Annotated in this window: 13 protein-coding genes; 7 read left to right on the top strand and 6 right to left on the bottom strand. The window is 58.2% G+C overall.

Features of this window, described 5'->3' with window-relative positions:
- The first annotated feature begins 105 nt into the window (after window positions 1-105).
- From PTW35_RS17125 to ggt, 3 genes are all read left to right on the top strand, one after another.
- Window positions 106-900: an AraC family transcriptional regulator gene (locus PTW35_RS17125; RefSeq protein ID WP_281025954.1), complete on the top strand. Its 795-nt coding sequence runs from the start codon at window positions 106-108 to the stop codon at window positions 898-900.
- 113 nt (window positions 901-1,013) lie between these two features.
- On the top strand, window positions 1,014-1,673 hold the full coding sequence (locus tag PTW35_RS17130) for a LysE family translocator (protein WP_281027550.1): 660 nt from the start codon (window positions 1,014-1,016) through the stop codon (window positions 1,671-1,673).
- Between the two features lie 117 nt (window positions 1,674-1,790).
- The gene (ggt, locus tag PTW35_RS17135) at window positions 1,791-3,560 is read left to right on the top strand and encodes a gamma-glutamyltransferase (RefSeq protein ID WP_281025955.1); all 1,770 of its coding nucleotides are present in this window, start codon (window positions 1,791-1,793) and stop codon (window positions 3,558-3,560) included.
- A 70-nt stretch (window positions 3,561-3,630) separates the two neighbouring features.
- On the opposite strand, the gene uvrD is transcribed toward ggt, so the two are convergent.
- Window positions 3,631-5,802, bottom strand: a complete 2,172-nt coding sequence (gene uvrD / locus PTW35_RS17140; RefSeq protein ID WP_281025956.1) for a DNA helicase II — start codon at window positions 5,800-5,802, stop codon at window positions 3,631-3,633.
- 317 nt (window positions 5,803-6,119) lie between these two features.
- On the opposite strand from uvrD, the gene PTW35_RS17145 reads away from it, so the two are divergent.
- Genes PTW35_RS17145 through PTW35_RS17160 form a run of 4 tightly spaced genes read left to right on the top strand, consistent with a single transcriptional unit; the run spans window position 6,120 to window position 8,462 of the window.
- Window positions 6,120-6,386, top strand: coding sequence for a DUF2282 domain-containing protein (locus tag PTW35_RS17145; RefSeq protein WP_281025957.1), 267 nt, complete (start codon window positions 6,120-6,122; stop codon window positions 6,384-6,386).
- Window positions 6,387-6,410: 24 nt separating this feature from the next.
- Window positions 6,411-7,256 (top strand): DUF692 domain-containing protein, encoded by an 846-nt coding sequence (locus tag PTW35_RS17150; RefSeq protein ID WP_281027551.1) that lies wholly within the window; start codon window positions 6,411-6,413, stop codon window positions 7,254-7,256.
- Entirely contained in the window at window positions 7,237-8,013 is a 777-nt protein-coding gene (locus tag PTW35_RS17155; protein WP_281025958.1) for a DNA-binding domain-containing protein, read from the top strand. The genes PTW35_RS17150 and PTW35_RS17155 overlap by 20 nt, the downstream gene beginning before the upstream one ends.
- Window positions 8,007-8,462, top strand: a complete 456-nt coding sequence (locus PTW35_RS17160) for a DoxX family protein (protein WP_281025959.1) — start codon at window positions 8,007-8,009, stop codon at window positions 8,460-8,462. The genes PTW35_RS17155 and PTW35_RS17160 overlap by 7 nt, the downstream gene beginning before the upstream one ends.
- A 96-nt stretch (window positions 8,463-8,558) precedes the next feature.
- Here the strand turns inward: PTW35_RS17160 and yigB are convergent, their stop codons facing one another.
- Genes yigB through lysA form a run of 5 tightly spaced genes read right to left on the bottom strand, consistent with a single transcriptional unit; the run spans window position 8,559 to window position 13,012 of the window.
- On the bottom strand, window positions 8,559-9,281 hold the full coding sequence (gene yigB / locus PTW35_RS17165; RefSeq protein WP_281025960.1) for a 5-amino-6-(5-phospho-D-ribitylamino)uracil phosphatase YigB: 723 nt from the start codon (window positions 9,279-9,281) through the stop codon (window positions 8,559-8,561).
- A 23-nt stretch (window positions 9,282-9,304) separates the two neighbouring features.
- The gene (gene xerC, locus PTW35_RS17170) at window positions 9,305-10,216 is read right to left on the bottom strand and encodes a tyrosine recombinase XerC (RefSeq protein WP_281025961.1); all 912 of its coding nucleotides are present in this window, start codon (window positions 10,214-10,216) and stop codon (window positions 9,305-9,307) included.
- The gene (locus PTW35_RS17175) at window positions 10,213-10,917 is read right to left on the bottom strand and encodes a DUF484 family protein (protein ID WP_281025962.1); all 705 of its coding nucleotides are present in this window, start codon (window positions 10,915-10,917) and stop codon (window positions 10,213-10,215) included. Before PTW35_RS17175 ends, xerC begins: the two co-directional genes overlap by 4 nt.
- The gene (gene dapF, locus PTW35_RS17180; protein ID WP_281025963.1) at window positions 10,914-11,744 is read right to left on the bottom strand and encodes a diaminopimelate epimerase; all 831 of its coding nucleotides are present in this window, start codon (window positions 11,742-11,744) and stop codon (window positions 10,914-10,916) included. The genes PTW35_RS17175 and dapF overlap by 4 nt, the downstream gene beginning before the upstream one ends.
- A gap of 14 nt (window positions 11,745-11,758) precedes the next feature.
- Window positions 11,759-13,012 carry a diaminopimelate decarboxylase gene (gene lysA, locus PTW35_RS17185; RefSeq protein ID WP_281025964.1) on the bottom strand — a complete coding sequence of 418 codons (1,254 nt, stop codon included), beginning with the start codon at window positions 13,010-13,012 and terminating at the stop codon, window positions 11,759-11,761.
- Between the last annotated feature and the right edge of the window lie 18 nt (window positions 13,013-13,030).

Below are 13,030 nucleotides of genomic sequence, written 5' to 3' on the forward strand. Positions count from 1 at the left end.
TTACAAGCGTCACCGCTCTGGCTATGGTGTACTCATAGCAGCCGTGACTGTCTCCAGTCATTTATCACCACTATCTAGCACTGAACCGCAAAGGGGGAGCGAGTCATGAATAAGATCAGCCATCGCAAGAGCCCCATTGACGACATCAACCTGATTGATGCCCATTACCAGAGTTTTGCGTTCAAGCGCCACTACCACCTGGATTATCATTTGGGGCTGATCACCCAAGGCCAGCAGCAGTATTTCTACAACGGCAGCAAGCACATCGCCGGTGCGGGGCAACTGGTGATCATGCCGCCAGACGAAATCCACGACGGGCAACCCAAAGAGCAAACGGGATACCAAGTCAAGGTCTTCAGCATCACCCCCGGCTGGCTCAGCCAGCAAGCCGAGGAAGTCTCAGGCCAGGGCCATTACCGCTTCCCACAAAACAAGATCGCCGATCACGCGCTGTTCCGGCAGCTGACCCAGTTACACCTGCAACTGGACAACCCGATGGCTTCGCAGCTTGCCAAAGATAGCTTGCCGATCGAGTCCTTTTCCTACTTGCTGACCCGTTACGGCCAGGTCCGCGAAACCAGCGTCGCGGCACTGGGAGGCAAAGATCTCCACCAGCTGCGCGACTATGTGATGGCCCATCTGGATCAAAAAATCAGCCTCGAGCAGCTGGCCGGCCTGTGCGATCTGAGCCCGTCACAACTACTGCGCCAATTCAAGAAAGCCACCGGTATGACCCCCTATGCCTGGCTGGCCCGGCTACGGCTGGAGCATGCGATGGCGCTGCTGAAAGCGGGTTATACCAGTACCGAGGTGGCATACCACGTCGGTTTTTACGACCAGGCCCACTTCACCCATGCCTTCAAGCAAACCTTCGGCGTCGCCCCCTCGCAAATCAAATAAGCAGTCTTGGGATTAATTGTCACTTTTTTACAAGCATCCGCTCAGCGGCTGAGGCATGCTACACCTTGTTGGGCATTGTGCCCTGATGTTTGAAGGATGCTGTACACACTATGATCAACGAAGTAACCACCCTTGCCACCCTCGTCACCGTTCATATCGTCGCCTTGATGAGCCCGGGGCCTGACTTCGCCCTGGTGGTACAAAATGCCGGACGCTACGGCCGCCAAACCGGCATCATGATCGCCCTTGGCCTGTCACTGGGGATCCTGCTTCATTCCATTCTCAGCCTGACCGGGGCCAGCCTGCTGATCCAGCAACACCCGATGCTGTTTGCCCTACTGCAAGCTGCTGGCGGCAGTTACCTGCTGTGGCTGGGGATCGGCGCCCTCAAAGGCATATGGCAACACTGGCAGCAGCGCTACCTGGCCGACACCGGCCAGCCGGCCAAGCCGCCTCAGCGAGTACTTGCCAACCGTAAGCAAGCTCTGGCCAAAGGGTTTACCACCAATATCCTCAATCCTAAAGCGCTCGTGTTTTTTGTCAGCCTGCTATCGACCCTGGTGCCTGCCAGTATGTCCCTCGGCGGCAAGGCCACGGCTATCGGCCTGCTGTGGATCACCTCTTTCCTGTGGTTCGCCCTGCTGGCCTGGCTACTGACCGGTGCTCGCCTGCAGCAAAAGTTGCAACGCTGGACACCTTGGATTGATGCAACTTGCGGTGCCTTGTTCACCGTGATCGGCAGCCTAATTTGGATCAGTATCATCACACCTTAATGACAGGCACTATCTCCCGCACAGGTTGACCCGCAGCACAAAAAACAACCAACGGTTAGACATCGCCCCCGGTCCTTACTTAGGCTATCGACAGCCTAAGTAAGGAGTATATTGACCATGGAATGGAACTACCGCCCACAGGTTGCCTTATTGTCAGCCTGCCTGCTGACCCTGCCTGTCTCCAGCCTTGCCAAGAACAGCCAGCAAAGTGCTGATCAGCTTGCCCCGGAAGCCGCAACGGGACTGACCGAGCAACAAGCCGTGACCGGCAATGACTGGATGGTTGCCTCTGCCAACCCGTATGCCAGTGAAGCCGGCGCTGAAATCCTGCGCCAAGGCGGCAACGCCATTGATGCCATGGTTGCCACCCAGTTGGTACTGGGATTGACCGAACCGCAATCCTCCGGCATTGGCGGCGGCGCATTCATGGTCTACTGGGATCAAAAGAAAAAAAAACTGACCACCTTCGATGGCCGCGAAACCGCGCCGTTTGCGGTCACTCCCCTGCTGTTCCAGGACGACAAAGGCCAGCCGCTGACATTCTTTGATGCCGTGGTCGGCGGCCGCTCGGTCGGTACCCCGGGGACCGTCAGACTGATGTGGTACACCCACCAGCGCCACGGCAAGCTGGACTGGAAGAGGCTATTCGACCCGGCTATCACGCTGGCCAAAGAGGGCTTCACCGTCAGCCCAAGACTCGCCGCCCTGGTGGAAAAGGACAGAGCCCACTTGCAGCGTTTCGACACCACCAAGGCCTATTTCTTCAATGACGATGGCACGCCTGTTCAGGCCGGGCAAACCCTGAAAAACCCGGAATATGCCGATACCCTGCGGCAAATTGCCGAGCGCGGTGCCAGCGCCTTCTACACCGGCGATATCGCCAAGGATATCGTCAAGGCGGTGCGCTCCGCCCCCGGTAACCCGGGCGTGCTCAGCACCATGGATCTCGCCACCTACCAGGTCAAGGAACGCCCTGCCGTCTGCGCCCCTTACCACCAGTATGAGGTCTGCGGCATGGGACCGCCGAGCTCCGGCGCCCTGACGCTGGGCCAGATCATGGGCATGCTCAGCCACTACCCGCTTGGCGAATTGGGGCCGGATAGTCTCACCAGTTGGCGCCTGCTCGGCGATGCCTCGCGCCTCGCCTTCGCCGACCGCGGGCGCTACATGGCCGATAGCGACTATGTACCGATGCCGACCAAAGGATTGCTGGCCGGTGACTACCTGCAGCAACGGGCCTCCATGCTCAACAGCGAAAAGGCCCTGACCAAGGCTGAGGCAGGCAACCCGCCATGGGATCACGCCCTGCGCTACGCCCGGGACGAGTCGCTCGAGCTACCCTCGACCAGCCATTTCTCGATTGTCGATAAAGGCCGCAACGTGATTTCGATGACCACCACCATCGAGAACGGCTTTGGCTCTCGGGTGATGGTACGCGGCTTCCTGCTCAACAACGAGCTGACCGACTTTTCCTTCCGCAGCCATCACGACGGCAAACCGATCGCCAACCGGGTCGAGCCGGGCAAGCGGCCGCGCTCGTCAATGGCACCGACTATCGTGATGCAAAATGGCAAACCCTACTTGGCCATCGGCTCACCGGGCGGCAGCCAGATCATCGGCTATGTCGCCAAAACCCTGGTGGCCCATCTCGACTGGGGCATGGAGCTGCAGCAGGCTATCAACCTGCCGAACATGAACAACCGCTTCGGCCCGTTCGAGCTCGAAGCTGGCACCGGCGCAGAGCAATGGGCCCCGAAACTGGAAACCCTCGGCTTCAAGGTACAGATCAAGGAGCTCAACTCCGGCGTTCAAGCCATCCAGATCGGCAACAAGTCCCTGCTCGGTGCCGCCGATCCGCGCCGCGAAGGCAAAGTCATCGCGCAATAATCAGCGGCATAAAAAAACCGTGGCTGCTGCCACGGTTTGTTTACCGGCTACACCGCTCTGCTGCGACCGATTACATCGGCTGCAGCTTAGCGTACTGGGTGACCAGCCATTTGATCCCCTCGCCATTGAAGGCAACCTGCACCCGGCTCTGGGCACCGCTCCCTTCGAAGTTGATGATAGTCCCCTCGCCAAATTTCGGGTGCTGGACCCGCTGGCCGAGGCTATAACCGGTCTGGTTGAAGTTCTCGTTGACCTGGCTCTGGCTAAAGCGGCCGCTGCTGGCTGGGCGGGAGACCTTGGCCTTCATTCGCACCTCTTCGATAAACTCTTCCGGGATCTCGCGAATAAAGCGCGACGGCTTGTGGAAGTTATCCTTACCATAGAGACGGCGCATTTCCGCATAGGAGATATAAAGCTTCTGCATCGCTCGGGTCATGCCCACATAACACAGGCGGCGCTCCTCCTCCAGGCGGCCCACCTCCTCAGTCGTACGCGAGCTCGGGAACATGCCCTCTTCAACACCCACCATGAACACCACCGGGAACTCTAGCCCCTTGGCGCTGTGCATGGTCATCAGCTGAACCGCATCTTCGAAATCGTCAGCCTGACCTTCACCCGCTTCCAACGCCGCATGGGACAAGAACGCCGACAGCGGGCTCATTTCCTCGGCTTCTTCAGGGATCTCGAACTGGCGGGTAGCGGTTACCAATTCCTCAAGGTTCTCAATCCTTGCCTGCGCCTTTTCGCCTTTTTCCTGCTCGTACATCGCCCGCAAACCGGAGTTGCGGATCACCTCGTCGGTCTGCTGGTACAGCGGCAGCTCGCGGGTATCGTCTTCCAATGCATTGATCAGCTCGATAAAGCGGCGCAGCGAGTTAGCCGCACGGCCAGCCAGCACTTGCTCTTCCAGCAGGGCAATACTGGCCTGCCACATTGTCGCACCGCGGTCACGGGCCGCCATGCGGATGGTTTCCAGGGTACGATCACCCAGGCCCCGGGTCGGGGTGTTGACCACCCGCTCGAACGAGGCATCATCGTTACGATTGGCAATCAGGCGCAGGTAGGACAGGGCATCCTTGATTTCCTGGCGCTCGAAGAAGCGCATACCGCCGTATATGCGGTACGGCATCCCCGCCTGGATCAGGGCTTCTTCCAACACCCGCGACTGGGCATTGCTACGGTATAACAGGGCTGCCTCGCTCAGTGCGCCGCCCTGATCGCGCAGCTCTCGGATTTTACCGACCACGAAACGGGCCTCGTCCAGCTCGTTGAAGGCCGAGTAAATTGAGATCAGCTCACCTTCGGCTCCTTCGGTCCACAGGTTCTTGCCCATCCGCTCGTTGTTGTTGGCGATCAGGCCATTGGCTGCTTTAAGAATATTGCCAGTCGAGCGGTAGTTCTGCTCCAGGAAAATCGAGCTGGCTCCCTTGAAGTCATTCAAGAAACGCTGGATGTTTTCCACCTTGGCACCACGCCAGCCATAGATCGACTGATCGTCATCGCCTACGATCATGACGTTACAGTCCGGGCCGGCCATCAGGCGCAGCCAAGCAAACTGGATGTTGTTGGTATCCTGGAACTCGTCCACCAGGATATGCTTGAAGCGAGCCTGGTAATGCTCGCGGATATGCTTGCTGCGCTGCAGCAATTCAAACGAGCGCAGCAACAGCTCGGCAAAATCGACCAGGCCGGCACGGTCACAGGCTTCCTGGTAGGCGCTGTAAAGGCGCAACCAGGTCTGCTCGACCGGATCATTGAACGAATCAATGTGCTGCGGGCGCAGCCCCTCATCTTTCTTGGCGTTGATATACCACGCCGCCTGGCGCGCCGGCCACTGTTTCTCGTCCAGGTTCTGGGCCTTGATCAAACGGCGCAGCAGGCGCATCTGATCTTCGGAATCGAGGATATTGAAATCCTCCGGCAGGCCGGCATCAAGGTAGTGGGCACGCAACATGCGGTGGCACAGGCCGTGAAAGGTGCCATTCCACATCCCGGCCGACGAGCCATGCATCAGCTCATTGATCCGGCCACGCATCTCGGCGGCCGCCTTGTTGGTGAAGGTGACCGACATAATGGAGTACGGCGAAGCCTGCTCTATCGTCATCAACCAAGCAATGCGATGGACCAAGACCCGGGTCTTACCACTCCCGGCACCGGCCAAAACCAGGTGGTTACCCAACGGTGCTGCCACCGCCTCGCGTTGTTTGTCATTCAGGCCATCTAACAGAAGTGAAACGTCCATCGCTCTCTACTGGTTATTTATACAATGGTGGTAATTATAACCACAAAGCCCCCCGTGATGCGAGAACCCTCCCCTTCAGCCCTATCTCGCCCCCCCTGTGAGGGAAATAATTTCGCCATCTCAAGCGCTTGCCAAAATGTTTTGTTCTATGCTTGAAATTACGCCGCGTTAACAGAAAGTTAAAAAACACAAAAAGGCGTGAAAGATATTCCCGATTCACCCTTTCTTATCTACCGAGAGCACCGAGAAGTGCCAGTTCATCCAAAAGGAAACGTTGCATTTTCCTATAACAGTCAGCGTATTTAAGAGGAATCAACATGAAGAAGACCACCAACATTGCACTCGCAACAGCAGTAACAGGCCTGATTGCCCTAGCCGGTACCGCCATGACGACGACAACCGCAGTTGCCGCCGAGGAAAAGGAAAAATGCTACGGCGTGGTAAAAGCAGGCAAGAATGACTGTGCAACCAAAACCAGCTCCTGTGCCGGCACATCAAAAACCGATGGCCAGAAAGATGCTTTCGTGATGGTGCCTAAAGGCCTTTGTGATCGCTTGGTCGGTAGCTCAAAAGAGGCCAAGTAATTGGGCGGCCTGTCTCCTGGCAAGATGGTAGGGGTGGGGCTTCGCTCCCCCCACATCCATCAAATTCTTTCTGAACGGCCGGATATCGGCTGGCTGGAAATCCACAGCGAGAATTACTTCACAGTCAACTCACCCGCCCGCCAGCAGCTCCGGGCTATCGCCGACCACTATCCCATCAGCTGCCACGGGATCGGGATGTCACTCGGCTCCGCCGACGAACTGGACAGGCAGCACCTGTCCCAACTCAAACAGCTGGTCAACGACATCAACCCGATTGCTGTCTCCGATCACCTGAGCTGGAGCTCCGTCGATGGGCGGTATTTCAACGACCTGCTACCACTGCCCTATACCGAAGAAGCGCTGGCCCATTTCTGCTGCAAAGTCGAACAGGTACAGGATGCCCTCGGTCGCCAGATGCTGGTCGAAAACCCGTCCAGCTACCTGAGCTTCAATCATTCGACTATTCCGGAATGGGAGTTCCTGCGGGCTGTCCAGCAACGGACCGGCTGTGGTTTGCTGCTTGATCTCAACAACATCTATGTCAGCAGCTTCAACCATGATTTTGACTGCCAAACCTACCTCGATGCCGTCGACCCGCGCACCGTCAAGGAAATTCACTTGGCCGGTTTTACGGTCAAGCAATTCGAACAAGGGGAGATCTGGATAGACACCCACAGCAAGCCCGTCAGCGAGCCGGTGTGGCAACTCTACCGCCAGTGGGTGCGCCAGCACTTCAGTAAGCTTGGCGGGGTACCCACTCTGATTGAGTGGGATCTCGATATTCCCGCTCTCGACGTACTGCTTGGGGAGGCAGAACAAGCGCAACAGATTATTGCCAAGGAGGCCGGCAATGGGATCTCAGCAGCCTAACCGTTTACATCAACTTCAGCAGGACTTTGCCGAGGCACTGCATTACAGGCCGAGCGCAGCTAGCCAAGCCATTGCCACCAGCCAGTTTTCCCCAGAGCAACTGATACAGATCTACCGCAATAACTTCATCATCAGTTTGTCGGAAGTGCTGGAAGCGACCTACCCATGCTGTCAGGCCGTGGTGGGAGACGAATGCTTTGCCCAGCTTGCCCGCCAGCATGTCCTCGCCCATCCGCTTGGCGAAGGCAATGTCACCGACTACGGTGACGGGTTGTGCGACACCATCAGTAGCCAACCGGCACTGGTAGAGGCCGTACCGTATTTAGCGGATCTGGCCCGTCTTGAATGGCTGGTTGATCGCGCCAGCCAGCATGTGCCGGTCAGCAGTCACTTTCCGTTCGAGCAGCTGGCACTCATCACCGAGGACAACCTAGGTCAATTGGTACTGGACGTTGCCGAGCCCGTCTACAGTTTCGACGCCCAGCACCCGGTGGCGAGCCTGTGGCAGATGATCACCCATAACCAGATTGAGCAGATTGACCTGAGCCAGCCGGAATCAGCCATTATCCAACACCGCCCGCAAGGCATGCTGGTATTGGCAACTACCCCGCCAGCCACCGCCCTGCTGCGGCTGTGCCAGCAGGGGCAGCCGCTCGCCGAGGCCGACGATGCGATGGTGGCGATACTCGGCGAGCTTATCCAACAGCAACTTTTCAGCCGTATCCATGGCTTGCCCGAGGGAGAGTGCGCATGCTGAATTTTGTCAAACAAATCGACATCACGGCCCAACGGATCACCGAGCCACTGCTCCCGTTATTCCTGCTGTTCACCCGGCTTTGGGTGGCCTGGGTGTTCTTCAAGTCCGGCATGGTGAAATACAACAGCTGGGACAGTACCCTCTACCTATTCGAATATGAATACCAGGTCCCGCTGCTGCCTTGGCAAATCGCCGCCTACGCGGGCACGGCTGCCGAGCTGATCCTGCCAGTCTTCCTGGCGCTGGGCTTGTTGACCCGGCCGGTGGCACTGGCACTGTTCGTGTTCAATACCATTGCCGTGGCATCCTACCCGCTGCTGTGGGAGAAGGGCTTCTTCGACCACCAACTGTGGGGCATGATGATGCTGGTCAACCTATTCTGGGGGGCCGGGATGATATCCATCGACCACCTGATCAGCAGCAAGCCCAAGCAATCCCTGTTGCAGTAATACCTCACCCTCTGAAAAAAGGGCTGCATGATCTGCAGCCCTTTTTATTACCTGATGGTTGCTCATCCCGATGACATAAGCAGAAATCGTTGCTTGTCACTCCGATACCAATGGCAACAACTGTGAAAGCCGGCTGATCTCCACATCCGGCAGCCACTTGGCGCGCGGCTCTTGGCTCAGCACCCGTTGCTGGTCGTTGAACCAGCAGGCCTTGAAGCCATTTCGCTTGGCCCCGCCGACATCGGTCACCAGGTGATCACCGACATGGAGGATATCGCCCGGAGCCAGACCGAGCCCGCTTGCCGCACTGGCAAACAAATCCGGCTCGGGCTTCGACAACCCATCACGGCCCGCCATCAGTACCCCATCGAAATACTGTGCCAGCCCAATTTTTTCGGCATCAACATTGCCATTGGTGATCGCCACCAGCGGCAGCTGCTGCTGGAGCAAGGCCAGCACGTGGTGGGTCTCTTCAGGGACATCGACTTGATTTCTGACCTCAAGTACCACCGCCACACCCTCGCTCGCCGCCTGCGCGGCGGCCGACAAGGAGTAGCCGAGCTGCATAAAGCCAATTTTGAGCAATTCCAGCCGCCACAGAGTTACATCGTGGCGCAGCATGGGATCGGCCTTAGCCAGACGCATTTTAAGCTGCAGCCAATCCGCCGTCCCGACACCTTGCGTGCGCGGGTGGTGAGTTGCCAGCCAGTCATGCATCGCCTGCTCGGCGCGGCGGATCACCGGCCGGTTGTCGTAGAGGGTATCGTCAAGATCAAACGTCAGCGCCTTGGGCGTGGAAAAACGGCGGTAAAACTGCATCAGCGGTTACTCTTGGTAGCCCCTCAGCGCTTGTTGCGCTTGGCACGGGGGTGGGCTTCATCGTACACCTGCGCCAGGTGCTGGAAGTCCAAGTGGGTATAGATCTGGGTGGTCGAGAGGTTGGCATGGCCCAGCAATTCCTGAACCGCCCGCAGATCCCCCGAAGACTCGAGCATATGGGTCGCAAAACTATGGCGCAGCTTGTGCGGGTTGATATGGCTTGATACCGCCTGCTTCTGCCCCCACTCTGCCATCCGTTTCTGGACATTACGGTTGGAAATTCGCTGGCCCAGCTTGGAGACAAACAGCCCCGGCTCTCCGGCGGCTGCCAGCTGGCCACGGACCTTGAGCCAATGGCCAACCCACTCGCGGGCCAGTCCGGCAAACGGTACCACCCGCTCTTTGTCACCCTTACCGATCACCCGCAAGTCGCCTTTGCGCAGGCTGACATCCTTGACATTCAGGCTCACCAGCTCCGACAGACGCAAGCCGGCGCCGTACATCAGCTCCATCATGGCCCGATCGCGAATAGCCAGCGGATCATCCTCATCGACACTGAGCAACTGATCCATTTCATCGACATCGAGGTTCTTCGGCAACGGCCTCGCCTTGCGCGGGGCCGATACCCCCTTGGCCGGGTTGGCCTTGAGCACGCCTTGCTGAACCAGATAGTCGAAAAAGCTACGCAGCGCAGACAGGCGCATCGACAGACTGCTGGCCTTGAGGCCATCTCGCATCCCCTTGGAGGCGAGCTGGCGCACCCAGCCGGCATCCACCGCCTGCCAGTTATCCACACCAAGAGTCACCAACTGCTCGGCCAGCGTCGTCAGCTGGCGCTTGTAATTTTGCTGGGTATGGAGGCTAAGCTCCCGCTCGCTACGCAAGTACTCGTAGAAGCGCTGCAACGGCTTTTCCAGGCCAACAGGCAGGCTCATTCAATCACCTCGCGGGTATATTCCCAGTGGTGGATCAGCTTGGCCAGTACCATTGCCAACTGTTCGACGAACAAGGTATCCATCTCCGGCTGGAAGTGGCCGCCATCAACGCTGGCAAAGCTCAAGACCCCGAACGGCCTGTCATTGCCAAGCGGCAGTACCAGGAAAGATCCCAGCTGCGGCGGCTGGGCGAACAAGAGCTCTGCTTCGTGCTTGCGCAGGCGACCCAGATATACTGGCCGGGATGACAAGCGAGAGCGGCTGAAACTGTCGAAGCTGCGGCGCTCGAGAAACAGGTTATCGTCCAGGCTATCAAACAAGCGCAGGCTGACATCGAGGCAGAGCTCCTCGGCCAGAGTTTCCAGCACACACAGTGCCTGGTAGATATTGTGGGTCTGAAACAGCTGCTGTTGCGCCTTGGCAAAGGTATGGAACAGCTGGCTGTTTTGGGTGGCCGCGCCAACCAAGCCGGTGATTTTCTCTTCCAGCTCGCCGACATTGCTGCGCAGGCGTTCGAGCTGGATATCAACCAACGACACCACCCCGCGATCGGCATGGTGGACCTGGATCCGGCTCAGCAGCTCCGGGTGGCGAACAAAGAAATCCGGATTGGCCAACAAAAAGTCCGCCACCTCCTGCTCGTTCAACGAGACGGCTCCCTCCTCGGGAGTGGACACGTCAAGCTGAGATAAATCGGTCATAATACAATTTGTCCATCAAACACGTGCGCTGCCGCACCTGTCATATACAAAGGTTTGCCTTCACCGGGCCAGCGGATCTGCAAATCACCACCCGGCAGCGACACCTTCACATTGTCTTCCAGCAGCCCCTGCGCCCGACCAATCGCCACTGCGGCACAGGCCCCACTGCCACACGCCTGGGTCTCACCGGCACCGCGCTCATACACCCGCAGCTTGACCTCATTGCGGCTAATTACCTGCATAAAGCCGGCATTGACCCGCTCAGGAAAGCGCTCGTGGGATTCCAGCAGCGGCCCCAGGGTCTCGACATCAGCCGTCTCGACATCGTCCACCACGGTGACACAGTGCGGGTTGCCCATACTGACGGCACCGCAGAACACGGTTTTGTCGCCGGCCCGCAGAATATAGGTTTTCTCGCTTTGCTTGGCACGGAAAGGAATTTTGGCCGGGTCGAACTCAGGCACGCCCATGTTCACCGTGACCTGGTTGTCGTTTTCCAGCTTGAGCACCATCTTGCCCGCCTTGGTGCTGACCGAAATGTGGTACTTGTTGGTCAGCCCCTTCATCCAGACAAACCGGGCAAAGCAGCGCGCGCCGTTGCCGCACTGTTCGACCTCGCTGCCATCGGCATTGAAGATCCGGTAGTGGAAATCCGTTTCCGGATCATAGGGCGGCTCCACCACCAGCAGCTGATCGAACCCCACCCCGCGGTGGCGATCAGCCAGGCGCCGGATCGCATCCGGCGAGAAGAACACGTTCTGGGTCACACAGTCGACGACCATGAAATCGTTACCCAGCCCATGCATTTTCGAAAAATTAACCTGCATGTTGTTCCTTCTCATTATTCCGGCAGCAGATGCTCAGACTGCCACAGCTGCGCCAACTCTTCACGCTCGCGCACCACATGAGCCTGGGTACCATCAACCATGATCTCCGCCGCACGCACACGGGTGTTATAGTTCGATGACATCACGAAACCATAGGCCCCCGCTGAGCGGACGGCCAGCAAGTCACCGGTCTCCAGACACAATGGGCGCTCTTTACCGATAAAGTCACCGGTTTCGCAAATCGGGCCGACCAAGTCATAGGTCACCTTATCACCGTCGCGAGGCACAACCGGCACGATATCCTGCCACGCCTGGTAGAGGGTCGGGCGGATCATGTCGTTCATCGCCGCATCGACAATGGCAAAGTTCTTGTGTTCGGTATGCTTGAGGTATTCCACCCGCGTCAACATCACCCCGGCGTTGGCAGCAATGGCACGGCCCGGCTCGAAGACCAGCTCCAAATCACGGTGCGCCGTCAGGCGGTCCATCAACGCCTTGGCATATTCCGATGGCTGCGGCGGGCGCTCATCGCTGTAGGTCACGCCCAGACCGCCACCGACATCGAGGTGGTGGATGGCTATACCTTCCGCCTTGAGGGTGTCAATCAGTGCCAGCAGCCGGTCGGTAGCATCGATAAACGGCGCAATCGCTGTCAGCTGCGAACCGATATGGCAATCCATACCGGTGACTTCCAGGTGCGGCAAGGCGTGGGCCAAGCGGTATACTTCCGCCGCCCGGTCAAAGGCAATCCCGAATTTGTTGTCGCGCAGGCCGGTCGAAATGTACGGGTGGGTCTGGGCATCGACATCCGGGTTGATCCGCAGCGATACCGGAGCCACTTTGCCCAGCTCGCCCGCCACTTGGTTGAGGCGCTCCAGCTCAGGCTCGGATTCTACATTGAAGCACTTGATACCCAGCTCCAGGGCCCGTTTCATTTCTGCCGCCGTCTTGCCGACACCGGAGAACACCACCTTGGCCGGATCACCGCCAGCGGCGACCACCCGCTCCAGCTCGCCGCCCGAGACAATATCGAAGCCCGATCCCAAGCGTGCCAGCACATTGAGCACACCGATGTTGGAGTTGGCCTTGACGGCATAGCAGATCAAGTGGGGATGGTCGGCCACCGCCTGATCAAAGGCATGCCAGTGACGCTCCAGCGTTGCACGCGAATACACATAGAGCGGTGTACCAAAACGGTCAGCCAATTCGGCCAGTGGAACTTCTTCGGCCCATAGCTGGCCATCTTGCTGATAATTAAAGTAATCCAATGTAGTCTCTTCCCTGTC

Origin of the sequence: Photobacterium sp. DA100 (assembly GCF_029223585.1) — a bacterium.
GTDB lineage: Bacteria > Pseudomonadota > Gammaproteobacteria > Enterobacterales > Vibrionaceae > Photobacterium.

Coding starts and splice junctions, on each gene's coding strand:
- PTW35_RS17125 (WP_281025954.1), top strand. CDS start 106: ATGAATAAGATCAGCCATCGCAAGAGCCCCATTGACGACATCAACCTG.
- PTW35_RS17155 (WP_281025958.1), top strand. CDS start 7,237: ATGGGATCTCAGCAGCCTAACCGTTTACATCAACTTCAGCAGGACTTT.
- uvrD (WP_281025956.1), bottom strand. CDS start 5,802: ATGGACGTTTCACTTCTGTTAGATGGCCTGAATGACAAACAACGCGAG.
- ggt (WP_281025955.1), top strand. CDS start 1,791: ATGGAATGGAACTACCGCCCACAGGTTGCCTTATTGTCAGCCTGCCTG.
- yigB (WP_281025960.1), bottom strand. CDS start 9,281: ATGCAGTTTTACCGCCGTTTTTCCACGCCCAAGGCGCTGACGTTTGAT.
- PTW35_RS17145 (WP_281025957.1), top strand. CDS start 6,120: ATGAAGAAGACCACCAACATTGCACTCGCAACAGCAGTAACAGGCCTG.
- PTW35_RS17150 (WP_281027551.1), top strand. CDS start 6,411: ATGGTAGGGGTGGGGCTTCGCTCCCCCCACATCCATCAAATTCTTTCT.
- xerC (WP_281025961.1), bottom strand. CDS start 10,216: ATGAGCCTGCCTGTTGGCCTGGAAAAGCCGTTGCAGCGCTTCTACGAG.
- PTW35_RS17160 (WP_281025959.1), top strand. CDS start 8,007: ATGCTGAATTTTGTCAAACAAATCGACATCACGGCCCAACGGATCACC.
- dapF (WP_281025963.1), bottom strand. CDS start 11,744: ATGCAGGTTAATTTTTCGAAAATGCATGGGCTGGGTAACGATTTCATG.
- PTW35_RS17175 (WP_281025962.1), bottom strand. CDS start 10,917: ATGACCGATTTATCTCAGCTTGACGTGTCCACTCCCGAGGAGGGAGCC.